This is a genomic window from Streptomyces coeruleofuscus (assembly GCF_039532725.1).
Lineage (GTDB): Bacteria > Actinomycetota > Actinomycetes > Streptomycetales > Streptomycetaceae > Streptomyces > Streptomyces coeruleofuscus.
In genome coordinates, this window is record NZ_BAAASE010000005.1 from 227320 (window position 1) to 253556 (window position 26237).

At 72.5% G+C, this 26237-nt stretch carries 29 protein-coding genes and 1 pseudogene; 12 read left to right on the top strand and 18 right to left on the bottom strand.

What is annotated here, in order from left to right:
• Positions 1 to 22 precede the first annotated feature (22 nt).
• Positions 23 to 1147 (bottom strand): L-cysteine desulfhydrase Cds1, encoded by a 1125-nt coding sequence (gene cds1, locus ABFX81_RS20540; protein WP_086854238.1) that lies wholly within the window; start codon positions 1145 to 1147, stop codon positions 23 to 25.
• 402 nt (positions 1148 to 1549) lie between these two features.
• Here cds1 and ABFX81_RS20545 point away from each other — a divergent pair, with 402 nt between their 5' ends.
• Positions 1550 to 1873, top strand: coding sequence for a hypothetical protein (locus ABFX81_RS20545; protein WP_279539264.1), 324 nt, complete (start codon positions 1550 to 1552; stop codon positions 1871 to 1873).
• 183 nt (positions 1874 to 2056) lie between these two features.
• On the top strand, positions 2057 to 2590 hold the full coding sequence (locus tag ABFX81_RS20550) for an ATP-binding protein (RefSeq protein WP_346138461.1): 534 nt from the start codon (positions 2057 to 2059) through the stop codon (positions 2588 to 2590).
• A 165-nt stretch (positions 2591 to 2755) separates the two neighbouring features.
• On the opposite strand, the gene ABFX81_RS20555 is transcribed toward ABFX81_RS20550, so the two are convergent.
• Complete coding sequence (locus tag ABFX81_RS20555) at positions 2756 to 3037, bottom strand: SHOCT domain-containing protein (RefSeq protein ID WP_086850475.1); 282 nt, start codon at positions 3035 to 3037, stop codon at positions 2756 to 2758.
• A gap of 149 nt (positions 3038 to 3186) precedes the next feature.
• On the opposite strand from ABFX81_RS20555, the gene ABFX81_RS20560 reads away from it, so the two are divergent.
• From ABFX81_RS20560 to ABFX81_RS20570, 3 genes are read left to right on the top strand one after another with little or no spacing between them, the layout of a single operon-like run.
• Positions 3187 to 3765: a TetR/AcrR family transcriptional regulator gene (locus tag ABFX81_RS20560; RefSeq protein WP_346138462.1), complete on the top strand. Its 579-nt coding sequence runs from the start codon at positions 3187 to 3189 to the stop codon at positions 3763 to 3765.
• A 10-nt stretch (positions 3766 to 3775) separates the two neighbouring features.
• Positions 3776 to 4354: a DUF4865 family protein gene (locus ABFX81_RS20565; RefSeq protein WP_086850479.1), complete on the top strand. Its 579-nt coding sequence runs from the start codon at positions 3776 to 3778 to the stop codon at positions 4352 to 4354.
• Positions 4351 to 5259, top strand: coding sequence for a phosphotriesterase family protein (locus ABFX81_RS20570; protein WP_086850516.1), 909 nt, complete (start codon positions 4351 to 4353; stop codon positions 5257 to 5259). The genes ABFX81_RS20565 and ABFX81_RS20570 overlap by 4 nt, the downstream gene beginning before the upstream one ends.
• Before the next feature lie 18 nt (positions 5260 to 5277).
• On the opposite strand, the gene ABFX81_RS20575 is transcribed toward ABFX81_RS20570, so the two are convergent.
• The 3 genes from ABFX81_RS20575 to ABFX81_RS20585 all read right to left on the bottom strand — a co-directional run bounded on the left by ABFX81_RS20575 (position 5278) and on the right by ABFX81_RS20585 (position 8262).
• Positions 5278 to 5700 carry a TIGR03618 family F420-dependent PPOX class oxidoreductase gene (locus tag ABFX81_RS20575; protein ID WP_086850481.1) on the bottom strand — a complete coding sequence of 141 codons (423 nt, stop codon included), beginning with the start codon at positions 5698 to 5700 and terminating at the stop codon, positions 5278 to 5280.
• A 17-nt stretch (positions 5701 to 5717) separates the two neighbouring features.
• The gene (locus tag ABFX81_RS20580) at positions 5718 to 6608 is read right to left on the bottom strand and encodes an NAD(P)-binding domain-containing protein (protein WP_086850483.1); all 891 of its coding nucleotides are present in this window, start codon (positions 6606 to 6608) and stop codon (positions 5718 to 5720) included.
• Positions 6609 to 6789: 181 nt separating this feature from the next.
• Entirely contained in the window at positions 6790 to 8262 is a 1473-nt protein-coding gene (locus ABFX81_RS20585) for a ketol-acid reductoisomerase (RefSeq protein WP_086850485.1), read from the bottom strand.
• Between the two features lie 83 nt (positions 8263 to 8345).
• Here ABFX81_RS20585 and ilvY point away from each other — a divergent pair, with 83 nt between their 5' ends.
• Positions 8346 to 9197 (top strand): HTH-type transcriptional activator IlvY, encoded by an 852-nt coding sequence (ilvY, locus tag ABFX81_RS20590; protein WP_086850487.1) that lies wholly within the window; start codon positions 8346 to 8348, stop codon positions 9195 to 9197.
• Between the two features lie 12 nt (positions 9198 to 9209).
• Here the strand turns inward: ilvY and ABFX81_RS20595 are convergent, their stop codons facing one another.
• Both ABFX81_RS20595 and ABFX81_RS20600 read right to left on the bottom strand, forming a co-directional pair.
• Positions 9210 to 10451: an ROK family protein gene (locus ABFX81_RS20595; RefSeq protein ID WP_086850489.1), complete on the bottom strand. Its 1242-nt coding sequence runs from the start codon at positions 10449 to 10451 to the stop codon at positions 9210 to 9212.
• 36 nt (positions 10452 to 10487) lie between these two features.
• Positions 10488 to 11129, bottom strand: coding sequence for an alpha-ketoglutarate-dependent dioxygenase AlkB (locus ABFX81_RS20600; protein ID WP_086850491.1), 642 nt, complete (start codon positions 11127 to 11129; stop codon positions 10488 to 10490).
• 79 nt (positions 11130 to 11208) lie between these two features.
• Between ABFX81_RS20600 and ABFX81_RS20605 the strand changes: the two genes are divergently transcribed.
• Positions 11209 to 12342 (top strand): methyltransferase, encoded by a 1134-nt coding sequence (locus tag ABFX81_RS20605; protein WP_086850493.1) that lies wholly within the window; start codon positions 11209 to 11211, stop codon positions 12340 to 12342.
• Here the strand turns inward: ABFX81_RS20605 and ABFX81_RS20610 are convergent.
• Complete coding sequence (locus ABFX81_RS20610) at positions 12332 to 13192, bottom strand: ketose-bisphosphate aldolase (protein WP_086850494.1); 861 nt, start codon at positions 13190 to 13192, stop codon at positions 12332 to 12334. The two genes, ABFX81_RS20605 and ABFX81_RS20610, sit on opposite strands and share 11 nt — an antisense overlap.
• A gap of 13 nt (positions 13193 to 13205) precedes the next feature.
• Positions 13206 to 14087, bottom strand: coding sequence for an SIS domain-containing protein (locus ABFX81_RS20615; RefSeq protein ID WP_086850496.1), 882 nt, complete (start codon positions 14085 to 14087; stop codon positions 13206 to 13208).
• 164 nt (positions 14088 to 14251) lie between these two features.
• Between ABFX81_RS20615 and ABFX81_RS20620 the strand changes: the two genes are divergently transcribed.
• Positions 14252 to 14401 (top strand): hypothetical protein, encoded by a 150-nt coding sequence (locus ABFX81_RS20620; RefSeq protein WP_428837201.1) that lies wholly within the window; start codon positions 14252 to 14254, stop codon positions 14399 to 14401.
• A gap of 63 nt (positions 14402 to 14464) precedes the next feature.
• Positions 14465 to 16300 (top strand): glycoside hydrolase family 15 protein, encoded by a 1836-nt coding sequence (locus ABFX81_RS20625; protein ID WP_086850498.1) that lies wholly within the window; start codon positions 14465 to 14467, stop codon positions 16298 to 16300.
• 3 nt (positions 16301 to 16303) lie between these two features.
• Here ABFX81_RS20625 and ABFX81_RS20630 read toward each other — a convergent pair whose 3' ends face one another.
• Positions 16304 to 17263, bottom strand: a complete 960-nt coding sequence (locus ABFX81_RS20630; protein WP_086850518.1) for a hypothetical protein — start codon at positions 17261 to 17263, stop codon at positions 16304 to 16306.
• A gap of 192 nt (positions 17264 to 17455) precedes the next feature.
• Here ABFX81_RS20630 and ABFX81_RS20635 point away from each other — a divergent pair, with 192 nt between their 5' ends.
• Both ABFX81_RS20635 and ABFX81_RS20640 read left to right on the top strand, forming a co-directional pair.
• Positions 17456 to 17668, top strand: coding sequence for a cation transporter (locus tag ABFX81_RS20635; RefSeq protein WP_086850500.1), 213 nt, complete (start codon positions 17456 to 17458; stop codon positions 17666 to 17668).
• A gap of 16 nt (positions 17669 to 17684) precedes the next feature.
• Positions 17685 to 17939: pseudogene (locus ABFX81_RS20640) on the top strand (heavy metal translocating P-type ATPase); the annotation flags it as partial.
• A 73-nt stretch (positions 17940 to 18012) separates the two neighbouring features.
• Here the strand turns inward: ABFX81_RS20640 and ABFX81_RS20645 are convergent.
• The gene (locus ABFX81_RS20645) at positions 18013 to 18669 is read right to left on the bottom strand and encodes a methyltransferase domain-containing protein (RefSeq protein WP_086850502.1); all 657 of its coding nucleotides are present in this window, start codon (positions 18667 to 18669) and stop codon (positions 18013 to 18015) included.
• Between the two features lie 131 nt (positions 18670 to 18800).
• On the opposite strand from ABFX81_RS20645, the gene ABFX81_RS20650 reads away from it, so the two are divergent.
• On the top strand, positions 18801 to 19508 hold the full coding sequence (locus ABFX81_RS20650) for a phosphatase PAP2 family protein (RefSeq protein ID WP_086850505.1): 708 nt from the start codon (positions 18801 to 18803) through the stop codon (positions 19506 to 19508).
• 39 nt (positions 19509 to 19547) lie between these two features.
• On the opposite strand, the gene ABFX81_RS20655 is transcribed toward ABFX81_RS20650, so the two are convergent.
• Genes ABFX81_RS20655 through ABFX81_RS20685 form a run of 7 tightly spaced genes read right to left on the bottom strand, consistent with a single transcriptional unit; the run spans position 19548 to position 26074 of the window.
• Positions 19548 to 20141 (bottom strand): hypothetical protein, encoded by a 594-nt coding sequence (locus ABFX81_RS20655; RefSeq protein ID WP_086850508.1) that lies wholly within the window; start codon positions 20139 to 20141, stop codon positions 19548 to 19550.
• Between the two features lie 5 nt (positions 20142 to 20146).
• Positions 20147 to 21007: an ABC transporter permease subunit gene (locus tag ABFX81_RS20660; protein ID WP_086850510.1), complete on the bottom strand. Its 861-nt coding sequence runs from the start codon at positions 21005 to 21007 to the stop codon at positions 20147 to 20149.
• Positions 21004 to 21942, bottom strand: coding sequence for an ABC transporter permease subunit (locus tag ABFX81_RS20665; protein WP_086850512.1), 939 nt, complete (start codon positions 21940 to 21942; stop codon positions 21004 to 21006). The genes ABFX81_RS20660 and ABFX81_RS20665 overlap by 4 nt, the downstream gene beginning before the upstream one ends.
• Entirely contained in the window at positions 21939 to 23222 is a 1284-nt protein-coding gene (locus ABFX81_RS20670) for an extracellular solute-binding protein (protein WP_086850514.1), read from the bottom strand. The genes ABFX81_RS20665 and ABFX81_RS20670 overlap by 4 nt, the downstream gene beginning before the upstream one ends.
• 58 nt (positions 23223 to 23280) lie before the next feature.
• The gene (locus ABFX81_RS20675; protein WP_346138463.1) at positions 23281 to 24042 is read right to left on the bottom strand and encodes a cupin domain-containing protein; all 762 of its coding nucleotides are present in this window, start codon (positions 24040 to 24042) and stop codon (positions 23281 to 23283) included.
• Entirely contained in the window at positions 24036 to 24962 is a 927-nt protein-coding gene (locus ABFX81_RS20680; protein ID WP_086853693.1) for a DUF6807 family protein, read from the bottom strand. The genes ABFX81_RS20675 and ABFX81_RS20680 overlap by 7 nt, the downstream gene beginning before the upstream one ends.
• A complete protein-coding gene (locus tag ABFX81_RS20685; protein ID WP_086853695.1) occupies positions 24959 to 26074 on the bottom strand; it encodes a Gfo/Idh/MocA family protein in 1116 nt (371 codons plus the stop codon). Before ABFX81_RS20685 ends, ABFX81_RS20680 begins: the two co-directional genes overlap by 4 nt.
• Positions 26075 to 26237 lie beyond the last annotated feature (163 nt).

Below are 26237 nucleotides of genomic sequence, written 5' to 3' on the forward strand. Positions count from 1 at the left end.
TCGGCGGGCCCGGGGTCTCGGTTCAGTCGGGCCAGACGCCCGTCTTGAGCAGCGAGTCGATCGCGGCCGTGTACGGCTCGATGTCCAGCCCCTGAGCGGCCAGCCAGGTGTCCGAGTAGTACTTGTCGAGATATCGGTCCCCCGGGTCGCACAGCAGCGTCACGACACTCCCCTGCCGTCCCTCGGACACCATTTCCGCGACGATCTTCAGCGCGCTCCACAGACCCGTGCCGGTCGAGCCGCCCGCCTTGCGGCCGATGGCGCGCTCCAGTGCCCGTACCGCGGCGACGCTCGCCGCGTCGGGCACCTTCATCATCCGGTCGATCGCGCCGGGCACGAAGCTCGGTTCCATACGGGGCCGGCCGATGCCCTCGATACGGGAGCCGCAGTCGTAGGTGACGTCCGGATCGCCGGTGGTCCAGCCCTCGAAGAAGCACGAGTTCTCAGGGTCGGCCACGCAGACGCGCGTGTCGTACTGCATGTAGTGGACGTAGCGCGCGAGGGTCGCCGAGGTGCCGCCGGTGCCCGCCGTGGCGACGATCCACGCCGGCTCGGGGAACCGCTCCATCCGCAGCTGCCGGAAGATGGATTCGGCGATGTTGTTGTTGCCGCGCCAGTCCGTGGCCCGTTCGGCGTAGGTGAACTGGTCCATGTAGTGGCCGCCGGTCTCGGCCGCCAGGCGGGCGGACTCCTCGTACATCGTGCGGGGGTCGTCCACGAAGTGGCACCGGCCGGCGTGGAACTCGATCAGGCGGATCTTCTCGGCGCTCGTGGTGCGCGGCATGACGGCGATGAAGGGCACGCCGATGAGCTTCGCGAAGTACGCCTCGGAGACGGCCGTCGAGCCGCTGGAGGCCTCGATCACCGGACGGTCCGGCCGGATCCAGCCGTTGCAGAGGCCGTAGAGGAAGAGGGAGCGGGCGAGCCGGTGTTTGAGGCTGCCGGTGGGGTGAGTGGACTCGTCCTTCAGGTACAGGTCGATGCCCCACCGCTCCGGCAGGGGGAAGTGGAGCAGGTGCGTGTCCGCCGAGCGGTTGGCGTCGGCCTGGACTCTGCGGACGGCCTCTTTCAGCCAGGCGCGGTAGGCGGCGTCGCTGTGGTCGACGTCGAGGGTCACACCGGTCCGGGTCTGCTGGGAAGTGCTCACGGGGGCTCCTAACGCTGCGCGCCGACGACGCGTCGCGCGGCCGACACCCCGATCATATGCACCTTGCCCACGCTTCTCACCTGCATAAACGCACCTTTGAGCCCCCCAAAGCGCCCCCTGGGGCAGGGCCCGGGGCAAGGGGGCGCGTGGTCAGGGGGGCGCACTTGAGTGTGTGCTCCAGGCGCCCCCAGGAGAGGGGGTCTGCTGTACTGGTGCTCGACGCCGGGTGGGGGCAGACTTCACCGCGGGACCGGGGCTCCGGACGGGGTAACCGGCAGGGGTACGAGGCACCAACCGGAGCAGGCATCCGGACGGGGGCACACTGGATCAGGACACGAGCCTGTGCCGGGTACCGCGGGAGAGCGGGGCCGGCGCACCGACGCGCACAAGGGGGCGGGTGGCATGGCGGAGCCGGAGTTCAGGGCCACGGGCGTGCGGATCGGGAAGCGGCTGCGTTCGCTCACCCGGGCCGGGCAGGTCCGGATCAGCGGCGGCCGGCTCGAGCTGCTGACCAGCTACGGCAGTGAGATCGACAGCGCGCCGGTGCAGGCGGTGCGCGCCTCCAAGCCCTGGTTCGGTCCCGATGACCGGGCCACGGCGGATCTCAACGGCAATCGGTACCTGCTCACCCTGGGCGATCACGACCCCGCTCCGGGCGAGCCGGGGCCGCCGGCCGCACGGCGCTTCATCGAGGCCGTGCGCAGGGCCGCGGGGCGCGGCGACTGAGATGTCCGCGAGTTGCGGTCCCTTACCCCCTGCGTCACTCTGGTCTCACGTCACTCTGGGTTTACCGGCGATAACGCTGCGAACCAGCCCGCCGGCCACGACAGCGGGCGACAGTGTCACGAAGGCGCCCTGCTGGATCCGAACTCCGTGTTCTTCCGGACCTCACGTCGGGGAGTCGCAGCCGTGATCAGCTACCCAAGCAGGCACTGCACGGTGGAGCTCCAAGCCCTGCCGTCGCGGATCGGCCAGGTCCGCAGAATCGTCTCTGCGCAGTTGCGCTACTGGCACTTGGACGCTCTGATCGACCGGGCCTCGCTCGGCGTGACGGAGCTGTTGTCCAACGTCCACCGGCATGCCCAGCCCGACAAGACGTGCACCGTCGAGATAGAGCTGCTGCTCGACCGGCTCACGGTCTCGGTGCGCGACCACGACCCACGGATGCCCGTGGTCGACGACGCCGAGCCGCTGGCGACCTGCGGGCGCGGGCTCGCGATGGTGGCCGCCATGAGCGAGAGCTGGGGCGTCCGGCCGGACGGCGAGTCCGGCAAGGTCGTCTGGTTCACCCTCCCGACATCCTCCGCCGCGGTCGCGGCGCCGTCGCGCCGGGCACGGCGCACGGTCCTCGAGAAACCCGTGCGCAGGTTCGCGGAGGTCGGGCACACCGTCGACGGGCTACGGCCCGAACATGCTCCCGCCCGGTCCGCCGTTGCCGGTTGACCGGGCGGTGACCACCGTTCGCACGGCGATTGCCGCCGGGTGAAGTACGCCGCCGGGCGCACGTCACCCGGCGGCGACGGCGGCGCGGAACCGTTCGGCGTGCGCCCGCCGCCGTCCCTGGCGTCGCAGCCGGCCGGATGCGACGCGTCGCATCCGGCCGGATGTTCAGGCACCTCCACCCTTGGCCGTGCGGCCGAACTCCTCGTTCAGTACGGACAGTCGGCGCCAGTACTCGTCCTCGTCGATCTCACCGGAGGCGAAGCGATGGCCGAGTACGGCGATGGGCGAGTCGCTCTCGACCGCGGGCTGCCGCCAACCGCGGCGGCCGCGCCACACGGTGCGGCGCAGCAGTGCGATGCCGCCGCCGATGAACAGGGCCCAGAGGACCGGGAAGAACAGGATCCACGGCCCGGGGCCGCCGTCGCCGAAGTGTGCCAGGGTCTGCATCTCGTCCAACTCCTCGATCGCCGTGCCGAATGTCTGTGCGTCGCTTTCGAGAGTCGCCCCACGAGGGGCCCCCGGTCGTCGTACGGCCAGCGACAGTGCGCGTACGCCCTGAGGGGTAGGCGTCGGGGTCGATTTCTGTAACTACTGGTATGTACAGTAGGTGCATGAGCACCTCGGAACGGCTGATCGAGTCCACCCGCGAGCTGCTGTGGGAGCGCGGTTACGTGGGCACGAGCCCCAAGGCGATCCTGGAGCGCGCCGGCGCCGGGCAGGGCAGTATGTACCACCACTTCAAGGGCAAGCCCGATCTCGCGCTGGCCGCGATCCGGCGGACCGCCGAGGAGACGCGGGCTGTCGCCGCCGGAGTACTCGACGGGCCGGGCACGCCGTACGAGCGCGTCGAGGCGTATCTGCGGCGCGAGCGGGATGTGCTGCGGGGCTGCCCGATCGGCCGGCTGACCATGGACCCGGACGTGATCGACAGCGCCGAGCTGCGCGCCCCGGTCGACGAGACGCTCGACTGGATCCGCGAGCGGATCGCCGGGATCGTCGAAGAGGGCAAGGAGCAGGGCCAGTTCGCGCCCTCGCTGGACGGCGAGGAGATCGCCGCGGCGGTCGTCGCGACGGTCCAGGGCGGTTACGTCCTCGCCCGCGCCTCCGGCTCCCCCGCCGCGTTCGACGCGGGTGTGCGGGGCCTGCTGTCGCTGCTGGCACCCCGCCCCGCCTGAGGAGACCTGAATGCACGGCATGCAGTACGAGCTCACTCTGCCCGCCGACTATGACATGGGCGTCATCCGCGACCGTGTCGCCCGCTTGGGGCATCTGCTCGACGACTGGGACGGGCTCGGCGTCAAGGCCTACCTGATACGCGAGCGCGGTCTGCGCGGCTCGCCGGTCGACCAGTACGCGCCCTTCTACCTGTGGAACACCGTCGAAGGCATGAACGCCTTCCTCTGGGGCGGCGGGTTCCAGAAGCTCAGCGACGACTTCGGGCGGCCGTCCGTACGCCAGTGGACGGGGCTCGCGTACGAGGAAGGGGGCGGTTCGCACGCGCGGTTCGCGGTACGGCGGCGCCTACCCGTCCCAGCCTCGGGGCAGTTGGCCGAGGCGGTGGAGGCCGCGGTGCGGGAGGCCCGGCGGCTGGCGGCGGAGGACGGGGCCCTGCTCGCCGCGGCCGCCGTCGACACGAGCCGCTGGGAACTGGTGCACTTCTCCCTCTGGGAGCACGACACCCCGAAGGCCGACGGCGACGTGTTCGAGGTGCTGCACCTGTCGGCACCGGGCCTGGACCGGCTGCCCCGGGGGCGGCAGTGGTGAGCGCGGTCCGCACGGTGCTGGGGGACGTGCCGCCCGGAGAGCTGGGCGTGTGCGACGCCCACGACCACCTGTTCTTCGGCAGTCCCCGGCTGCCCGGCCAGGAGCTGCGCAGCGTGGCGGCCGCGCGGGCGGAGCTGGTCGCGTTCCGGGGGCAGGGCGGTGGTGCCGTGGTGCAGTGGACGCCGTACGGGCTCGGGCGGCGGGCAGCCGATCTGCCGCCGCTGTCCCGGGAGACCGGGGTGCACGTGGTCGCGGCGACCGGGCTGCACCAGGCCGTCCACTACGACGAGGACACGCTGAAGGGGCTGCGGGGCCGGCTCGCCGACGTATTCGTCTCGGAACTCACCGAGGGCATCGGGGCGTCGGGGGTGCGGGCGGGGCTCGTCAAGGTCGCGGGCGCTTTCCACGCCCTGGACGCGCATGCCCGCTGGACCATGACAGCGGCGGCCGAGGCGCATCACGCCACGGGCGCGACCGTCGCCGTACATCTGGAGCTGGGCACCGGGGCGCTGGACGTACTGGACCTGCTGTGCGGGGAGTTGGGGGTGCCGCCGCATCGCGTGGTGCTCGGGCACCTCAACCGCTCCCCCGACCTCGTCGTGCACCGGCAGGCCGCCGAGTCCGGGTGCTATCTGGCCTTTGACGGCCCGTCCCGCACCCACCACGCCACCGACTGGCGGATGCCGGACGCCGTACGGGCCCTCGCCGACGCCGGGTTCGGCGACCGGCTGCTCCTGGGCGCGGACACCACGACGGCCGCCGCCCGCTCGGTGGGCGGCGGCCCCGGGATGCCGTATCTGCTGCGCCGGGTGCGCCCCCGGCTCGTCCACGCGGTGGGCGAGCACCTGGTGGGGCGCATCCTCAGGGAGAACCCGGGCCGGGCGTTCGCCGTGCGGTGGCGCTGACGGCGTCGCCGGCCGGTCTCAGCCCATGGCCTGGTCGTTGTCCTTCATCTCGCCCCATCCGTGCCAGCGGTCGACCTCGATCCAGGCGCTGACCCGGGGCCGGACGCGGTTCGGGTAGGGCTGGCCGCCGTAGTGCCGGGAGAGCAGGTCGATGTCGGTCAGGTCCTTGTCGTCGTACATCTCGGTGACGCGGCCGATGAGGGTGACGTGGGTGTACCAGTTGTCCTCGGCCAGAACGGTGAGGGTCACGCGCGGGTCGCGGCGCAGGTGCTTCAGGCGGACCCGGCCCTCGTCGAGGTTGATCAGCACCCGGCCGTCCTTCCACAGGTACCAGGTGGCGGTGGAGACCGGTGTGCCGTCGGAGCGGAGCGTGGCCATGACGCACGGGTTGGGCCGGCTCAGCAGGGCTTCGGCCTCGGGCGGCAGCGGCGGCTTGGACATGGGGAACCTCCAGGTGATCAGGCGGACGGGTTGGTGTCGAAACTCGCGAAGTAGGCGGCGGCCATGTCCTCGTCGCCGTGGCCCTGGGCTGCGGCACGCTCCATGCGGGCGGCGGCGGCCGCGGCCACGTCCAGGCGGACGCCGTGGCCCGCACCGGCCTCGACGATGAGGCGGGCGTCCTTGGCCGCGGTGGTCACCGCGAACTGGGGCGGGGTGAGCCGGTCTTCGAGGACCATGCCGGACTTGGCGTGCAGATAGCCCATGTCGAGCGGGCCGCCGGCGATGAGGTCGAGGAAGCTGTGCGGGTCCACGCCGAGGGCCTTCGCCAGCGCCAGGGCCTCACCGGCGGCGGCCGTGACGGCGAGGACCCAGCTGTTGGCCACCAGCTTCAGCCGGGTGCCGCCGCCGGCCGCGCCGTCCTCGCCGGCCCACACGGTGCGGGCGCCGACGGCGTCGAAGACCGGCGTCACCGTGTCCCGGCCCTCGACGGGGCCGGCGGCGAGCACGGTCAGCTGCCCGGCCTCGGCGGGCTGGCGGGTGCCCAGGACGGGGGCGTCGTAGAAGGCGAGGCCGTGCTCGCGGGCGAAGGCGGCGAGGTCGCCGACGGCCTCGACGCCGGCGGTCGTGGACTGCACCCATGCGGCGCCGGCGCGCAGGGCCGGGGCGGCCTGGCGCATCGTCTCCAGCGCGGCGGGGCCGTCGTAGAGCATGGTCAGGACGACGTCGCTGTCGCGGACCGCCTGCGCGGGGGTGTCGGCGATGTGCACGCCCTCGGCGGCCAGCGGCTCGGCCTTGGCGCGGGTGCGGTTCCAGGCGTGGACGGTGTGCCCGGCGCGTGCCAGGTTGCGGGCCATCGCGGCGCCCATGATGCCGGTGCCCAGGACGCTCACGGTGAGCTTGTCGGTCATGACGTCCAACTTCCTCGTTCGTACGGTGCGGGCGGGCCGCCTGCGGTCCAGCCTGCCCGCTCAGGCGCGAGCCTTCCCGGAAGCGGCGCGGACAAGCCCGTCGAGATCTGCGCAGTACGGGCCGTCGCCCCGCCGGCACGACCTCGTGGTCGCGACCCGGCGGCCGTGCGCGGTGACCGGCTCAGGTCACCGAGATGTCCACGGACGGCCGCAGCTTCGCCGCCGCGGCCAGGGCCTCGTGCACGGGGTGGGCGGCGAAGGCCGCGAGCAGCGTCGCGTCCGCCGGGTGGTCGACGGCCGGGTAGGCGATCTGCTCGTAGGCGGCGTGGAAGCGCGGGCCCCAGCGGCGGGCACCGAGGCGGGCCGTGCGGGAGCAGTTGTCGACCATGCAGGCCACGTCCCGGGCGTGCATGTACGGCAGCAGCGAGTCGACGGCCTCGATGACGGACTCGTTGACGATCTCCGACCAGGGGTGCCCGCGCTCGGTGAACTCGTCGATCTGGGCGGTCATGGTGGCGACGAACACGCCGGCGGTGAACGCGTCGACGGGCAGGTCGCGGGTGTCGCGCCGGGCCCGCACCCGGTCGCTCAGCGACCACATCGGGGATCCGCCGATCCGGCTCATCGGACGTGCGCCGAGCCGTCGCTCGGCGAGGATCACGCTGCGCAGTTCGGTGCCGTCGGCGACCTCGTCGTAGATCTCCGCGACGATCTCGCGCGCGGGGGCGTAGGTGGCCGTGTACGCCCGGTCGAAGACGTCCCGGTCCTCCTGGTCGAGGCCCTCACGCACGGCCCGCAGCCCGGCCCGCGAGATAGTGCGGGCGATCGGGCCGGTGACGTTCTCGCAGGACCGTTCGTACGCCGTCACCTCGTCGTCGCCGGCGAGGCGGAAGCGGGTGTACAGGCTCTCGACGATGCCGTGGACGGCCCCGAGCAGGATGGCGCGTTCGCCGACGATGTCCGAGCGGTACTCGCTGTCGAGCGTGGTGCGGAAGGTGTAGGGGGAGCCGAGCGCCACCGACCAGCCGAGTGCGAGGTCGACGGCCCGTCCGTCGGGGTCCGCGTGCACGGCGAAACTGCTGTTGATCCCGGCGCCGTTGATGTGCGCGCCCTGTTCGTAGAGCCGCCGCACGGAGTCGCCCATGCCCTTGGGGCACACGGCGATCACCCCGTGGCCCGGCGGGAACTCGCCGCCCGTTTCCCGCAGATGGCCGAGCAGGAAGCCGTGCGAGAGGCCGATGACGGCGCCGGGCTCAAGGGCCGCGAAGATCTTCTCGTGATGGGCCGCGAGCGCGTGGTCGGCGATCAGCAGGATCACCAGGTCGCTCGCTCCCGCGACCGCGAGCCAGTCGCCGAGTGTGCCGTCGTCCTCGGTGAAGCCGTGGGCTCGGGCGTCGACGCGGGAGCCGGAGCCGGGGCGCAGTCCGACGGCCACCCGGATGTCCGTGCCGGCGAGGGAGTCGCGCAGGTTGAGGGCCTGTGCCCGCCCCTGGGGGCCCCAGCCGATGACGCCGATCCGCCGGACACCGGCGAAGGCCTGCGGGAGCAGCGGGAAGAGGTGCCGTCCGCCGCGCAGGACGGTCTCGGTGCCGCCGGGTACGTCCATGGTGTCGAGGGGGAAGACGCGGGAGGTGTACGTGGTCGTCGAGGTCATGGTCGAGTTGTAGGCTCGGCCGGAGCGTTGCGGCAAGCGCAACTTGTGCAGCGCCCTGTTGCATCGAATGAAAGGCGCAGGCCGTGCGGGGCGATCACCGGGGGCTGCGGCTGTTCCTGCATCTGGCGCAGACGCTCAACTTCGGCCGGACGAGCCTGGACTGTCACGTCAGCCCGGCGACGCTGACCCGGACCGTGCAGCGGCTGGAGGCGGACCTCGGGCACCGGCTGTTCGACCGGGGGCCGCGCGGGGTGTCGCTGACGGCGGAGGGGCACCGCTTCCGCGAGTACGCCGTACGGGCCCTGGAGTTGTGGCGCGCCTACCGCGAGGAGCACCCCGACCCGGCCGAACTCACCGGCCGCCTGGCCCTGTTCGCCACGGTGACTGCGTGCCAGGCGCTGCTGCCGGACCTGCTGGCGCCCTTCCGTGCCGCGCATCCCCAGGTCCGGCTCGATCTGCGTACGGGTGACGCGGCGGCCGCCCTGGCCCGGTTGGACGAGGGGGAGGTCGACGCGGCCGTGGCGGGGATCCCGTCGAGGCTGCCGGAGGCGCTGGTGAGCCGGACGGTCGCGGTGACCGAACTGGTGCTGGTCACGGCCCGGGACCGGCCGGATCCCGGGCTCGACGGGCCTTTCGTCCTCCCCCACCGCGGGCTGGTCCGCGATGCCGCCGACCGCTGGTTCCGCGCCCGGAGCACCGCACCCGACGTGGCCTGTGAACCGGACGGCCACGAGGGGCTGCTCACGCTGGTCGCGCTGGGGTGCGGCACGGGCGTGGTGCCGCGCCTGGTGCTGGAGAACAGCGCGGTGCGGGAGCGGCTGGCGGTGGTGCCGGCCGATCCGGCGCCGGAGCCGTTCCCCATCGGGCTGTGCGTCCGGCGGGCCGACCTGCGGCGGCCGCTGGTGGCGGCGCTGTGGAGCCTGACGCGGGAGTAAGACTCGGGCAGATCAGAAGAGCGCGCCCAAGGGGTCGTCCAGGACCGGCTGCCAGGCCAGTTCGGCCGCGCCGACCAGGCTGTTGTGGTCGAGGGTGCACGCGAGGATCGGGACGCCGCCGCTCTGGCCCCACAAGCTGCGGTCGGCGACGACCGCGCGGAGGCGGCCGGGGTCGGCGTCCAGGAGGGTGCGGTGCAGGCCGCCGAGGATGATCCGGTCCGGGTTGAGGATGTTGACGAGACCGGCGAGTCCGAGGCCGAGCCGGTCGATGAGGGTCTCGGTGGCGGTGCGGACGCCCGGGTCGTCGTAGTGGTGGCGGATCAGGTCGATGGACTGCTGGAGCAGGGACACCTCGGGGCCCGGTTCGCGTCCGGCCGCGGTGAGGAAGGCCAGGGGATCGGTCTCCACGTCCAGGCAGCCTCTGCTGCCGCAGTGGCAGGGGCGGCCCTCGGGGTGGACGGTGAGGTGGCCGACCTCCAGCGCGAGACCCGAACTGCCCCGGTGGAGGCGGCCGTCGAGGACGAGCGCGCCGCCGACTCCCCGGTGGCCGGTGGCCACGCACAGCAGGTCGCGGGAGCCGCGTCCGGCGCCGTGCCGGTGCTCGGCGAGCGCGGCGAGGTTGACGTCGTTCGCGGCGAACGCGGGTCCGTCGAGACCGGCCGCGTGCACCTGCTCGGCGAAGATGTCCCGGACGGGCGAGCCCGCGGGCCAGGCGAGGTGCAGCGGGTTCAGTGCCAGGCCCTCGGGTTCGGCGACCGCGGAGGGGACGGCCAGTCCCGCGCCCACGCACCGCCGCCCCGTCTCCCGCAGCAGCTCGGCGCCCGCCGTGACGACGGAGGCGAGCACCTTCGCCGGGTCGGCGTCGACGACCTCGCAGCCGGGCGCGGTGGCGACGATCCGGCCGCCCAGTCCGACCAGCGCCGCCCGGAAGCCGTCGGCGTGCACCTGCGCGGCGAGCGCGACGGGACCGTCCTCGGCGACGGCCAGCTTGTGCGAGGGCCGGCCCTGCGAACCCGCCGCCGCGCCGGGCCGGGCGTCGACCCGGATCAGCCCGAGCGCCTCCAGTTCGGCGGCGACCGCTCCGGCCGTCGCCCGTGTCACGCCGAGCTCGGCGGTGAGTACGGCCCGGGTCGGCGCGCGTCCGGTGTGCACGAGCTCCAGCGCGGGTCCGAGCGCTCCGCGCCCCCGGTCCAGCCGCGTCCTCGTCGAGGTGCTCCCATCCCCCGCCGGCCGGGGGTCCGCCTTCCCGCTCATGAGGGCGAGTCTCCCATGATCCGTAGGGCCCGCGGCCTACAGGCCGCTGACCCGGAGCGTGATGTTGAGCCGTCCGGTCAGGCCCAGGCCGGGCGGTGCCGTGCCTCCGTGTACCCGGGGGACCCCGTGGTACGCGAGCCGGGACGGGCCGCCGAAGACGAACAGGTCGCCGCTGCGGAGCTCGACGTCGGTGTAGGGCCGGGTGCGGGTCTCGGGGTTGCCGAAGCGGAAGACGCAGGTGTCGCCGAGGCTCAGTGACACCACCGGCGCGTCCGACTTCTCGTCGCTGTCGCGGTGCATGCCCATCCGGGCATCGGCGTCGTAGAAGTTGACGAGGGCGATGTCGTACGCCGGTGCCGGTCCCCCGAGTGTGTCCCGCACGGCCCGGCGGCCCAGCTCGCCCAGCCAGTCGGGGAACGGCTTCACGGGGGCGCCGTCGCCGTCGACGACCGTGCGGGCGTAGGCGTAGGGGTGCCAGTGCCAGCCGAGACAGACCTGCCGGGCGGTCATGGTGCCGCCGCCGGGGGTGCGGACCGTGCGCAGCCCGGCCGGCGGGCGCGCCCACGCGCGGCAGGCCTCCAGCAGCTCGCGCTGGCGCTCGGCGTCCAGCCAGTCCGGCACGTGCACCGCGCCCGGCGCCACCTGCGTGCGGGCTCTGGGGAACAGTTCGCCGTCCATGCCTCCCATCCTCTCCTCGTCCTCCCCGACCTGGGCTGAGCTGCGGCTCGGCTAGCCTGGACGCACGATGAACGACCGTATGACGACGCCCTGGGGCGAGCTCGCGCTGACCCGTTTCCCCGAGGACCCGCGCGACAGGCTGCGTGCCTGGGACGCCTCCGACGAGTACCTGCTGAGGTATCTGGCGCAGGAGGGGGTCCCGCTGTCGGGCACGGTCGTGGTCGTCGGGGACCGCTGGGGTGCCCTGGTCACGGCGCTGGCGGAGCACCGGCCGACGCAGATCACGGATTCCCATCTGGCCCAGGAGGCGACCCGGGCCAACCTCGCGCGGCACGGCGTCGAGCCCGGCGCGGTCCGGCTGCTCACCACGCAGGACCCGCCACCGGACCGCGTCGACGTTCTCCTCGTGCGGGTGCCGAAGAGTCTGGCGCTGCTGGAGGACCAGTTGCTGCGGCTGGCGCCGGCGGTGCACGCGGGAACGGTCGTCGTGGGCACGGGCATGGCGAAGGAGATCCACACCTCGACGCTGCGGCTGTTCGAGCGGATCCTCGGCCCGACCCGCACGTCGCTCGCCGAGAAGAAGGCCCGGCTGATCTTCTGCACGCCGGATCCCGCGCTGGAGCGGCCCGCCAGTCCATGGCCGTACGCCTACACGCTCCCGGACGGCATCGGGCCGGCGTCGGGGCGCACGGTCGTGAACCACGCGGGTGTCTTCTGCGCCGACCGTCTCGACATCGGTACGCGGTTCTTCCTGGAGCATCTGCCGGGCGGCGGGGGCGGCCGGCGGGTGGTGGACCTGGGGTGCGGCAACGGCGTGGTCGGGACGGCGGTGGCGCTGGCCGACCCGGCGGCCGAGGTGCTGTTCGTGGACGAGTCGTTCCAGGCCGTCGCGTCGGCGGAGGCGACGTACAAGGCGAACGGCGTGCCGGGGCACGCGGAGTTCCGGGTGGGCGACGGGCTGGCGGGCGTGCCGGCCGACAGTGTGGACCTGGTCCTGAACAACCCGCCGTTCCACTCCCATCAGGCGACGACGGACGCCACGGCCTGGCGGATGTTCACCGGAGCGCGGCGTGCGCTGCGGCCGGGCGGCGAGCTGTGGGTGATCGGCAACCGGCATCTGGGCTACCACGTGAAGCTGCGGAAGCTGTTCGGCAACAGCCGGCTCGTGGCGAGTGACCCGAAGTTCGTGGTGCTGAAGGCCGTCAAGCGCTAGCCGCGCCGAGGGTCTGGAGGGTCCTTGTCACCGCCCGCGTCATGGCCTCCCGCGCGACCGTCAGGTAGCCGCGCGGGTCGACCGCCTCGGGCCGGCCGGCGAGGAACTCCCGGATCGCGCCGGTCAGCGCGATGTTCAGGGCCGTGCCGATGTTGACCTTGGTGATGCCGCCCGCGACCGCCGCCGTGAGTTCGCCGTCCGGGACGCCGGAGGAGCCGTGCAGGACGAGCGGGACGTCCAGCGCGGCCGACAACTGTTTGAGCAGGGCGTGGTCGAGGGTGGCGGTGCGGGTGGTCATGGCGTGGGTGCTGCCGATGGCGACGGCCAGGGCGTCCACGCCCGAGTCGGCGACGAAGGCCCGGGCCTCGTCGGGGTCGGTGCGGGCGCCCGGGGCGTGCGCGTCCAGCGGGGGTCTGCCGTTCTTGCCCCCGATCTGCCCCAGCTCGGCCTCGATCCAGAGCCCTTGGGCGTGCGCCCAGTCGACCGCCGCCCGGGTCGCGGCGAGGTTCTGCTCGTAGGGCAGCCGGGCCGCGTCGTACATCACGGAGCTGAAGCCGGCCTCCGCGGCCTGGTGCAGCAGCGTCTCGCTCTGCACGTGATCGAGGTGCAACGCGACCGGCACGGCGGCCCGTTCCGCCGCGGCGACGGCCGCGCGGGCGAGCGGGAGCAGTTGTCCGCCGTGGAACTTGACCGCGTTCTCGCTGACCTGGAGCACGACGGGGGCGGTCACGGATTCGGCGCCCGCGATGACGGCCTCGACGTGCTCCAGCGTGATGACGTTGAAGGAGGCGACGGCGGAACGGGCTGCGGCGGCACGGGTGATGAGCTCGCCGGTGGTGGTGAGGGGCACGGTGCCTCCGAGGTCAGTGGGCGAGGATCACCGAGCGGGCGAGATGGCGCGGCTGGTCCGGGTCGAGGCCGCGTGATGCGGCGACGGCGACCGCGAGGCGCTGGGCACGGACGAGTTCGGCGAGCGGGTCCAGGGCTCCGGTGATCCACAACGCGCCCGTGCCGCGCACCTGTTCGGCGAGTCCGTCCGGCGCGTCCCCGAACATCCAGGTCGCGGTGCCGCTCGTGGTGACACTGATGGGTCCGTGCCGGTACTCCATCGCCGGATAGGCCTCCGCCCAGGACAGTGACGCCTCGCGCATCTTCAGCCCGGCCTCGTTGGCCAGGCCGACGGTCCAGCCGCTTCCCAGGAAGGTGAACTGATCGCAGTCGGCCAGGCCTTCGGGCAGGGGTTCCGCCAGGGCGGTGCGCGCGTCGGTGACGGCGGCTTCGGGGTGGAGTCCCAGGTGGGCGCGGAGCAGGGTGAGGGCCGTGGTGGCGAACCGGGTCTGGACGACGGAGCGTTCGTCCGCGAAGTCGAGTACGGCGAGGTCGTCGGCCGCCGTCCTCACGGGCGTGTCCGGCGCGGCCGTGATCGCGGTGGTGCGGGTGCGGTCCTTCAGCCTGCCGAGCAGATCGAGGACCTCGGTCGTGGTGCCGGAGCGGGTGAGGGCGACGACCCGGTCGTAGGCGCGGCCGTACGGGAACTCCGAGGCGGCGAACGCGTCGGTCTCGCCCTGGCCGGCGCTCTCGCGCAGGGCCGCGGCCGCCTGCGCCATGAAGTACGAGGTGCCGCACCCGACGATCGCCACCCGCTCCCCCGGCGCCGGCAGCACCGCCGCGTACCCGGGCGCCTGTGCCGCGGCGCGTGCCCAGCACTCGGGCTGGCTGGTCAGCTCGTCCTCGACATGCGTCATGCAGCACCCTCCACTGTGATTGTTCCTGCAAGATATCGCCAACTTTCGAGCAATATCAAGCAGCAGGGGGCGTTCGGTGCGCCACGCCCGCTGAAAGGCGCCGCTGGCACTGCCGTCGAGCGCTGCCGACTGGACGTCGCAGCGAACGGGCGGAGCGCGCGGTCGTGGCCGCCGACTCCAGCGAGCTGGGACAGGGGGCGTTCGCCCGGATCTGCGCTGCCGAGGCGATAAGCCCGCTGATCAGGGATCCGGCGGCCGGCGCGGTGACGGTGCGGGGGTTAGAGGAGGCCGGGCTGCGGGGCGTCACGGTGTGACCGCCGTTCCCCGCAGTGACGCCCTAGGCTGGGGCTGAGGCGCGTACTGCCAGGGAGGCGGTCATGGGCGGACCAGCGGAGGACCACGACGTGCCGGGCGTCCGGCGGTATCTGCCGATCGCGGAACACGGGCTGATCGGCGACCTGCGCAGCGTGGCCCTGGTGGGGACCGACGGCACGATCGACTGGTACTGCTGCCCGTCCTTCGACGCGCCCAGCGTGTTCGCCTCGATCCTGGACGCCGAGCGCGGCGGCTGCTTCGAACTGGCGGCGGCGGTCCCGGCGCGGACCAAGCAGTTCTACTTCCCCGACACCAACGTCCTGATCACCCGGTTCTTCACCGAGGACGGCGTCGGCGAGGTCCAGGACTTCATGCCGGTCGACGGCACGACGGCCGAGGCCGAGCGGCACCGGCTGATCCGCCGGGTGGTGTGCGTACGCGGCTCGATCCCGTTCCGCACCCGCGTCGCCCCCCGGTTCGACTACGGCACCCGGCCGCACACCGTCCGGCTGATCGGTGAGACGGCGCTCTTCGAGGCGGACGGGCTCGCGCTGGCGCTGACCGCGACCGTGCCGCTGGAGACGGACGGGCCGGACGTACGCGGGGACTTCAAGCTCGCCGAGGGCGAGTCGGCGGTGTTCGCGCTGGACAAGGTGGGCGGCGACGTCCTGCCCCGCCGGTGCGCGCACACCGAGGCGGAGGAGCAGTTCGCGGCGACGGTGGCGTACTGGCGGCGCTGGCTGTCCGCCTCCAAGTACCGGGGCCGCTGGCGGGAGATGGTGCACCGCTCGGCGCTGACGCTGAAGCTGCTCACCTACGCGCCGACCGGGGCGATCGTGGCCGCGCCGACGACGAGTCTGCCCGAGCAGCTCAGCGGCGAACGCAACTGGGACTACCGGTACGTGTGGGTGCGCGACGCGGCCTTCTGCGTCTACGCCCTGCTGCGGCTGGGCTTCACCGGTGAGGCCGAGGCGTTCATGGACTTCGTGACCCGGCACATCAGCCCGGGCGACGGCAAGCCCTCCGGCCCCTTGCAGATCATGTACGGCATCGACGGGCGCACCGAGCTGCCCGAGACGACACTCGACCATCTGGAGGGCCACCAGGGTTCCGCGCCGGTACGGGTCGGCAACGCGGCGGCCGACCAGCTCCAGCTCGACATCTACGGCGCGCTGATCGACTCCATCTACCTCTTCGACAAGTGGGCCAAGCCCGTCTCCAGCGACCAGTGGGACGACGTGTGCGCGCTGGTGGACTGGGTGTGCGAGAACTGGGACCAGCCCGACGAGGGGATCTGGGAGACGCGGGGCGGCCGCAAGAACTTCCTGTACTCGCGGCTGATGTGCTGGGTGGCGATCGAGCGGGCCATCCGCATGGCCAACCGGCGCGGCCTGCCCGCCGACCTGCCGCGCTGGCGGGAGCACCGCGACACGATCTACCGGCGGATCATGAGCCGGGGCTGGTCAAAGGCGCGCCGGGCCTTCGTCCAGCACGAGGACGGGGACGTGCTGGACGCGGCCTTGCTGATGATGCCGCTGACGAAGTTCATCGCCCCGACCGATCCGAAGTGGCTGTCGACCCTGGACGCGCTCACCGAGGAACTGGTCTCCGACTCGCTGGTCTACCGCTACGACCCGCAGGCCAGTCCGGACGGGCTGCGCGGCGACGAGGGCACGTTCTCCATCTGCTCGTTCTGGTACGTCGAGGCCATGGTGCACGCCGGCCGGATCGACGAGGCGCGCCTCGCCTTCGAGAAGATGCTGACGTACGCCAACCATCTCGGCCTGTACGCCGAGGAGATCAGCCACACCGGGGAGCAGCAGGGCAACTTCCCGCAGGCGTTCACGCATCTCGCGCTGATCAGTGCGGCCTTCAATCTGGACCGGGCGCTCGGCTGACGCTCAGTGCCCGTGGCCGTCGTCCGCATGCCCCTCGGGGGTACCGGAACCGGCTGCCGCTCCCCCGGCCCTGACGGTGAACGCCGCCGTGTGGACCTTCCCGTCGTGCTTGAAGTCGAGGAACAGGCGGTAGGAACCGGCGCTGGGGGCCGTGGCCGTGAAGGAGATGTCCGGGCCGGGCCTGGTCTTGCCGTCGCCGGGTTCGCCGTTCGGGTGGACGTGGAGGTAGGCGAGGTCACCGGAGCGCAGGGCGACGAGGTGGCCGTAGGCGCCCAGGTACGGCTGGAGGTTCGTGACGGGCTCGCCGTCGCGGGAGACCTTCAGCTTCAGTTCGCTCGCCTTGCCGGGCCGCAGGGCGCCGGACAGCTTCACCTCGTAGCCGTTGGTCGTGGCCGTGGGGCTCGGCGCGGGCAGTTCCTTCGGCTGGTACGGGCCGGAGGCGGCGAGGTCCGCGCCGAGGGTGAGGTTCCGGGCGTCCTTCTTCGCCGGGGTGAAGTCGGCGAAGACGCGGTAGCCGCCCGCCCGGGGCAGGTCGACGGGGGTGCTCCAGGTGCCGTCGGCGGCGCGGGTGGGGTGCAGATGGCGGTAGGTGACCAGGTCGCGTGAGGCCACGATGAGGTGCAGTTCCATCTCGTGTTCGCGCTGGTACGCGGTGACGGCCCGGCCGCTGCCGTCCCTGACCGTGAAACGCAGGTCGGCCCGCTGCCCGGCGGTGACGCTCGGGGTCTCCAGGTCGAGGGTGTAGCCGTCCTCCGAGATCTGGAGCCCGCCGGCCGGGGGCGTGTCGTGCCCGGTGTGGCCGCCGGCCTCCTCGGACCGCGATGTGGGCGGGGTGTGCTCGTCCTTGTGTTTCGGCGGGTTGTCGGCGACGACGGGGGCGATGCCCTGGCCGACGCCGTAGGCCATGCCGAAGGTCGCAGCCAGGGCGGCGGCGAAGCTCGTGATCTTCAGTCCGGTGTTCATGGCCGGCATCTCCTTCAGAACCGGGCCGCCCGCGCCCATGCGGGCGTCCACACAGCTCACCATACCCCTGGGGGGTACCAAGTCAAGTCGTTCTCCGCTTGTGTCTAATACCCCGTGGGGGTATACAGGAACTGGCGAGGTTATACCCCCGCCCCGTATCGGAGAATCTTGACCGTACCCAGGAGGCACGCCATGCCCGCCACCACCTACGCCGTCTCCGGAATGTCCTGCGGCCACTGCAAGGCCACGCTGACCAAGGTCATCGGCGAGCTGGACGGCGTCAGCGGCGTCGAGGTCGACCTCGACGCCGGGCAGGTCACCGTCACCAGCTCGGGCGAGCCCGACGACGCCCTGATCGCCGAGACCGTCGACGAGGCCGGCTACGAGCTGACCGGGCGGGTGTGAGCCATGACCACCGGCACGACCGCTCAACCGCATGGACGGGGTCACCGCCACCGTCAACTAGGCGACCGAGAAGGCGAAGGTCGGCTACGGCGGTGACGTCTCCGTCGGCGACCTGATCGCCACCGTCGAGGCGACCGGGTACACCGCGCAGGAGCCCGCTCCCCCTGCCGGGCAGGAGGAGCGGATCGAGGAGCCCGACGAACTGCGGCCGCTGCGGCAGCGGTTGGTCACGGCCGTGGTGCCGGCGGTTCCCGTCGTGGTCGTGGCCATGGCTGATCTCGGTGGGGCTGCGCACGTTCCGGGCCGCGGGCTGAGGGGGCGAGAGCCCCTGAACCGCCGGGCCGTCAGGGGTGGCGCCACACCAGCGTGTAGCGCCAGAACAGGCGGCGGCGCAGTCGGGCGCCGGGCAGGACGGTCCGGGCCGCGCGGGCGATCTCCGGGAAGGTCATGTCCGCCGGACTCGTGCGGGCCGTCATCGAGACGGGGCGAGGCGCCGGGCGGCCCCGGTTCTTGAGCAGTGCCATGACGATGTTGAGCGGAATGGACGCGAGCGCGAGGAGGTGGTCGGCGGGCGTCCGCTCCCGGAACACACCGACGATCACCAGGGTGCCGCCGGCGGCCAGACGGTCACGGAAGGCTTCCAGTGCCCGGGTGAACGGGAGGTGGTGCACCACGGCGACGCAGGTGATGACGTCGTACGGACCGTCGGGAAGCCCGGCCGGCGCGTCGGCCACCGTGTACGTCACCGGGACCGCCGTGGGGGTCAGCTCCCGCGCCCGGGCCGTGATGCCCGGGTCGGCGTCGACCCCGTGCACCCGCTCGGCCCGGCCGGCCAGCAGCCGGGCGAGGTCGCCGCTGCCGCATCCCACGTCCAGGGCGGTCCCGGCACGCCTGGGGAGCTGCCGCAGGATCCAGCGGTGGAAGTGGGCGTTGTGGTCCCAGGGACAGGCGGCGTGGAAACGGTCGAGTGCGCGCAGGACCCGGCGTGACAGGGGCGTCATGCCCCCAGTCCAGCAGACGGGTTCAGTCGCCCGACATGGGCACTCGGGAGGTACCGGCCCGCGGGGGCGCCGAGCGTGCGCCCGGCGCGAGCCGGTACCTTGCTGAGGAAGGCCACTGCGGGGAGAAGCACATGACCGATCCGACGACCACAGACGAGGACGCCCTTCGTCCGCTCCCGGAGGACGGGAAGCCCTCGGGCGGGCCCGGCCGGCTCCTGGGTGCCGTCATGGGCGATCTCAGGGCCGTGGACGGCGCCCTGTACGCGGCGGTGGCCGCCACTCCCACGCCCACGCTCGACCGGACGCTGCGCCATCTGTCGCACGCGGCCGACCACTCCAAGATCTCGTTCGCCATCGCCGCCGCCCTGGCGCTGGGCGGGAAGCGGCCCCGCAGGGCCGCGTTCGCCGGTGTCGGGGCGATCGCCGTGGCCTCGGCCTCCGCCAACCTGCTGGGCAAGCGCCTGGTGCGCCGGGCCCGGCCGGACCGGGAAGCGGCCCGGGTGACGGTGGACCGGCACGTTCCGATGCCGACGTCGGCCTCGTTCCCGTCCGGGCACACGGCGTCGGCGGTCGCGTTCGCCACCGCCGTCGGTGTGGTCCTGCCCCCCGCCGCGGTGCCGCTCGGGGCGCTGGCGAGCGCCGTCGGCTACTCCCGTATCCACACGGGCGTGCACTATCCGGGCGACGTGGCCGCGGGCGCGGTCCTCGGCATCGCGAGCGCCGCGGCGGCCCTGGCGGCGGCAGCGGCGGCGGCCACTCCGTCGGCCAGGACGCAGGCGCTCCTCACGGCGGCCCGTTCGTGGCCGCGGATCAGCATCGGCGCTGCCCTGCGGCGGTGAGGCCGCAGTACGTCCACGCGGTGCTGTGGCAGGAGTTGGCTATTGCAGGGAAGCAGCAGCGGACCGGCGTACGTCCACAGCCGTGAGCGCCAGGGCGAGCGGTCCCGGAGCCAGGAAGGCCAACGGCAGCAGCATCCAGGCGCACAGCGCGGCCGTCGCCACGGCCAGCAGGACCAGCCCGCTGCCGCCCGCGTCCGCCACGGCGTCCCGGGCGGCCCCGCGCACCGCCGCGCGCCAGTCGGTGAGCGACTCGGGGCGTGCGCAGGCCCGCAGGCCGACGACCGCCGCGCAGGCGCCGATGACCGCGGCGGTCACCGCGAACAGCGGCGCCCCGGGCAGCCCGGCCCCGGCCAGCGCCAGGTCGGCCGCGAACAGCAGCAGACCCGCCAGGGCGACGGCCCCCGCCAGCAGGTCACCGGCCCGCAGCCGTTGCCGCAGCAGGACGACGTACCTCCCGGCCGTGACGGGCCGGTCCTGTCCGGCGCCGCGCAGTACGGCGCACGCCGTCGACAGCGCGGCCGGTGCGGTCACCAACGGCAGACAGGCCACCGACGTGGCGAGGCCGACGCTCAGCACGTCCGCGAACAGCGTCATGCGCGGCCCGAACACCTCACCGGCCTCTTGGGTCCGCATCCCGCTCACCCCTTCACTCCGGAGCTGGCCATGCCCTCCACCAGGAACCGCTGGAAGGCGAGGAAGAACAGCACGATCGGCAGCAGCGCGATCACCGACATGGCGAACATCGGGCCGAACGCGGAGGTACTGGAGGCGTCCACGAAGGAGCGCAGCGCGAGGGTCAGCGTGAACTTGTCCGGGTCGAACAGGTAGATGAGCTGGGTGAAGAAGTCGTTCCAGGTCCAGATGAACGTGAAGATGGCGGTGGTGATCAGCGCCGGCCGGGTGAGCGGCAGCACGACCTGGAAGAAGCTGCGGAAGGGTCCGCAGCCGTCGATCCGGGCCGCCTCCTCCAGCTCGCGCGGCAGGCCGCGCATGAACTGCACGATGAGGAAGACGAAGAACGCCTCGGTGGCGAGGAACTTCGGCAGGATCAGCGGCCAGTAGGTGTTCACCAGGCCGAGCTGGTTGAAGATGATGTACTGCGGGATCAGCACCGCGTGGTGCGGCAGCATGATCGTGGCGATCATGAAGGCGAACAGCGGCCCGCGCAGCCGGAACCTGAGGCGTGCGAAGGCGTAGGCGGCGAGCGAACAGCTGATGACGTTGCCGAGGACCGCGCCACCGGCGATCAGCAGCGAGTTGGTGAGCAGCCGCCAGATGGAGACGTCGTTGACGCCCTCCATGGCCGTGGAGTAGTTCGACCACTCCAGGTGGCTGGGCAGCAGGTCGAGGCTCGCGATGACCTCGTCGGCGGGCTTGAGCGAGGTGGCCAGCAGCCACGCCAGCGGGTACAGCATGACCAGCAGGGCGGCCAGGCAGCCCAGGTGGACGGCGACCCGCCCCCAGCGGACGGGCTTGTGGGACATAGCGGTCGAGGTCATCGCTCCCCCTCGGAGGCGTAGAAGACCCAGGAGCGGGAGGTGCGGAACAGCACCGCCGTGACCACACCGATCACGAGGAGCAGCACCCAGGCCATGGCGGAGGCGTAGCCCATGTGGGAGGCGACGAAGCCGCGGTCGTAGAGGTACATGGTGTAGACGAGGGTCGAGTCGGCCGGTCCGCCCTTGCCCGCGCTGACCGCGAAAGCGGGCGTGAACACCTGGAAGGCCTGGATGGTCTGGAGGACCAGGTTGAAGAACAGCACCGGGGACAGCATCGGCACGGTGACGGACAGGAACTGCCGCCACTTCCCGGCCCCGTCGACCGCCGCCGCCTCGTACAGCTCGGCGGGGATCTGCTGGAGACCGGCGAGGAAGATGACCATCGGTGCTCCGAACTGCCACACCGTCAGGAGCGCGACGGCGAGCAGCGACCAGCCAAGCTTGTTGACCCAGCCGCCGGTGCCGAGCAGGTTGTCGACCGTGCCGCCGTCGTTGAAGACCGCACGCCAGACGAGGGCGATGGACATCGACGCGCCGAGCAGCGAGGGCGCGTAGAAGGCGGAGCGGTAGAAGGCCTTGCCGCGCTTCATGCCCTTCAGGGCGAGCGCGACGACCAGGGCGAGGGCCAGTTGCAGGGGCACGGCGATGACGACGTACGTCACCGTCGTCACGACCGAGCGCCAGTAGCGCGGGTCCTCGGTGAACATCTGGACGTAGTTGCGCAGGCCCACCCACTGCGGCGGGTTGAACAGGTCGTAGTCGGTGAACGACAGGTACAGCGACACGGCCATCGGCAGCAGTGTCAGGACGATCGCGCCGAGGACCCAGGGCGAGAGGAACACCCAGGCGGCGCCCTCGCGTTCGCGCTTGGGACGGCGCTTCGGGGTGGTGGCGGTGACGCGTTCGGTCTCCGTGGGGATCGCGGTGGTGGTCATGACCTCAGCTCCGCCTTCGCCTCGGTGATGTAGTTCTCGGCCGCCTCACGGGGCGACATGCGCGCGTAGGACACCTGGTCGTAGTCGCGCTGGAAGGTGCTCTGGAGGGCGTTGTCGCCCGCCGGCGGTGCCTGGGGCGGGTCCTTGAGCTTGCCCTCCAGGGACGCCTGGAAGTCGGCGATGGTCTTGTCGAAGTCCTTGAGCGCCGGGCCTATCTCGTCGCGGACCTGCTCGTTGACGGGGATGCCGCGGCTCGCGCCGAGGATCTTCGCGGCCTGCCGGTCGTTGACCAGGAAGTCGACGAGCTGTGCCGCCTCCTTCGGATGGGCGGTGTTCGCGGAGACCCCGACGAACATGGAGGGCTTGAAGTACTGGCCGGGGGTGCCGTCCTCGCCGGACGGCATGGGGGCGAGGGCGACGCCGCCCTTGACGAGGGCGAGGAAGCCGCTGGCCGGGGCGTCCCAGTTGGCGTCGGTGACGGATGTGCCGCGCCCCAGCGGGGTGTTCTCGACGGAGCCGTCGAGCTGGGTGGTCTGCTCGGCGGGCGAGACGGCACCCTCGCGGCGCAGCTTGTCGGTGAAGGTCCACCAGCGGGTGAGGTCGTCGGCGGTGAAGCCGAGTCCGCCGTCCTCCGTGTAGAGGGCCTTGCCCTGCCCGCGCAGCCAGACCTCGAAGGCGTCCTCGCTCTGGCCGGGGTCGGTCGCCCCTGGCTTGCCGGTCTTCTTGGCCAGGGCGCGCATGGTGTCGGCCCACTGGCTCCAGGTCCAGCTCTTGCCGGGGAGGGGCACTCCCGACTTCTTCCACGTACCGACGTCGTAGGCGACGGTCTCGGTGCCGCGGCCCTGCGGGATCGCGTACTGGACGTCGTCCACGCGGCCGGTGGCGAGCAGGCCCTGGTCGATCTCGGAGGTGCGCAGGACGGCTTTCTGCTTCGCCAGGTCGAGCAGGACGCCGCCGGAGGCGTACTGGTCGATCTGGCGGTAGTCCAGCTGCATCACGTCCGGCGCGTCACCGCCGGCGGCCTGGGTGGCGAGCTTCTGTTTGTAGGCGTCGTAGCCGGAGAACGACGTCGTCACGTCGACGTCCGGATGCTGTTTCTCGAACAGCGCGACGGCCTGCTCGGTGCGTTCCGCGCGGTCGGGGTTGCCCCACCACGTGTAGCGCAGCACGACCTTGCCGCCGCCGGCCGATTCCCCGGATCCTCCGCAGCCCGCCAGCACGGCACACAGTGCCAGTGCGGCGGCCGACGCGCAGAACCCCTTTGTCCTGTGTCCGGGCATGCCGAGGTCACCTCTTCTCTCCTCGGAGTTCGGTTGAGGTCCCCCCTCGTTCGTGCGGTTACTCCCCCTGGTACGGCAGCGTCGTCCCGGGCAGGTTGTACTCGTCCCGCCGGCCGCACATGCCGAAGCCGCCGAGCCGGGTGGGCGCGGCCTCGTAAGCGGTGGCCTCGCCGAGGTAGGCGGGTTCGCCGTCGGCCAGCGCGTCGAGCTGGGCGCCGGTGCGCTCGGCGGTGGCCAGGGCGCCCGCCCGCCACAGGGCGCGCCAGGTGGGCACCTTGTCGCGCACGATCCGGGCGGCGGCCCGCTGGAACTCCAGGTACGGGCCGTTGTCGCCGGCGACGAGCGCCTCGCGCAGGGCGAGGTAGCCCTCCACGGCGAGGTCGCGGCGGCGCTGGGCGGCCGCCGCCGTCTCCGGTCCCGTGCCGGGCGGCAGGGTCGCCGCGGCGGCGTACCTCTCGGGGTCGGCGAGCACCTCGGGCGGGAAGGTGAACACGGCGTCCCCGGCCTCGGGCAGGCCGCTGTTCTGCATCAGCACGGTGATGCGCAGATCGCCGCCCTGCACCATGCGGTGGACGGTGCCCGGCGTGAACCAGGCGATGGAGCCGGCTTCGAGGGGGATGTCCCGGTAGCCGTCGGGGCTCAGCGTCTGGACCGCGCCCCGGCCGCCGGTGACGACGTACGCCTCGGTGCAGACCAGGTGCAGATGCGGGCTGCCGCCGCAGACGCCGTCGGCGGCCTCCCAGTCGTAGGCGCTCAGATGGGACAGGCCGATCGCGCCGGGCAGCGGGTGCGGCAGGGCGGGCTTGGCGTCGCTCACCACGGCAGGCCCTCCAGGTGCGTGCCGACCCGGTCGCGGTCCCAGGCACCGTCGGCGACGACGAGCCGGTACCGGAAGGCGAAGGACTCGCCCGGCGGGAGTTCGAACTCCTCGAAGAACGCCCAGGAGAAGGCGACCGTCGGGAAGGGCTCGGAGCGGACGAACCAGTGCGACTCGTGGACCGCGGACGTCTCGTCGAGGTTCTCGGGCGCGTGCGCGAAGACGAGGGTGGAGTGGCCGTCGACGTCGTCGTGCTCGGTGGTGAAGGCGAGCCAGGGGCCCTGGGTGCCCATGAGCTTGCCCGCGTCGGCGTCGGTGCCCGGGGCGAAGACCGTGCCGCCGGTGAAGTCGCGCGGGCCGCGCCACTGGAGTCCGGTGTAGCCGGCCATCTCACGGCCGGCGGTGGTCGGGGAACCGAAGGCCAGCGGCTCGGAACGGACGTTGGTGAGGCGGATCGACCAGTCCAGGGCCCAGGCGCCGGCCTCCTCGTCCACCGAGTGGACGGTCAGCCCCCGCACCTCGCGCGCCCACTCCTCGCCGCCGTTCTCGACCCAGGTGAGCTCCTCGGTGAAGGCGAGGCGGTCGTCCTCGACCGTGAACTCCGGGAAGCCGTCGTGCCGCATGAAGCCGACGCGCTCGGGCAGGCGCAGATAGCCCTGGCCGTGGACGTAGCAGTTGCCGCCCCAGAAGTTCTGGCCGGACAGATGACTCGCGGTCATCTGGAGGCCCTTGTGCCAGCGGTGGTCGTTCGGGCGGTAGCCGGTGACCGTGCGCCCGGACAGGGTGCGCACCGGGTGGGCGTACGGCTTGCGGGACTCGAAGGGATCCGGGTCGGGGCGGTAGACGTAGCGGAGGATCTCCGTGCCGTTCGCCGCCGTGACGGCGATGTCCTCGCCGTGGGTGTGGGTGACTCGGATGCTCATGCGCGCTCCTTGGGGGCCCAGTCGGGGTACTCGCCGTGCATGGCCTCGTAGAAGGGGTCGCCGGGGCCGATCTCACCCGCGTGCACGGAGCGGCCGGTGAACGCCGCCTTGTACAGGGCGGCGGCGAACTCCAGGGTGGCGCGGGCGTCCTGGCCGCTGCCCGGTGGTCTGGTGCCGTTGTCGTAGGCGTCCAGGAGTGCGCCCAGTTGGGCCGTGTGCGAGCTGGGCACGTCGTTCGAGGGGGTGCGCCAGGCGATGGCGCGGTCGGAGGCGACGTGCGGGGCCGGGGTGTAGACCCAGCTGTCGTTGGTGTGGCCGTACAGGTGGGTGAGCTCGACGGTGGCGTCCGCGCAGTCGATGCGGATACGGCTCACTTCGTCCGGGGACAGCACGCTGTTGACGACGGTGGCGAGGGCTCCGCTCCTGAACCGGACCAGCGCGGTGGAGACGTCCTCGCTCTCGGTGTCGTGGACGAGCCGGGCGGCCATGGCCCGGATCTCCTCCCACTCGCCGAGCAGGTGCAGCATCAGGTCGTACTGGTGGATGCCGTGGCCCATGGTCGGGCCGCCGCCCTCGCTGGCCCACTTCCCGCGCCACGGGACGGCGTAGTAGGCGGCGTCCCGGTGCCAGGTGGTCTGGCAGTGCGCCACCAGCGGGGCGCCCAGCTCGCCGCCGGCGATCAGCTCGCGGGCGTGCACCGCGCCGGAGCCGTAGCGGTGCTGGAAGACGACCGCCGCGTACGCCCCGGAGGCCTCCTCCGCGGCGGCGATCTCGTCGTACTCGGCGAGCGACAGGGTGAGCGGCTTCTCGCACAGCACCCAGGCACCGGCCTTGAGCGCGGCCACCGTCTGGTCGCGGTGCAGGGAGGGCGGCGTCCCGATGAGGACCAGATCGGGGCGGACGGCGTCCAGCATCGCGTCCACCGAGGTGTACCCGGCGACCTGGCCGCCGGCCAGCTCGCGGAAGGCGTCGAGCCTCTCCTGGTCGACGTCGACGGCGGCGACCAGCTCCACCCGGTCGGAATGGGCCCGCAGCGCGGGCAGATGACTGCCGCCGACGATGGCTCCGGTGCCGACGACGGCCACGCGGCGGCGGGTGGGGGACAAGGACATGCGGCGCTCCTCGGACGGCCGGCGGACACACGCTTGGGAAGCACTTTTGAAAGCACTTTGGAAAGCGCTTGCACTCGGAAGCCGACCCTAGGCGTGAGCGAATGTCTGGACAACCCCCCCTGCATCGACCTGCACAAGGTCTTCCCGAGCGTTCTCCCAGCTC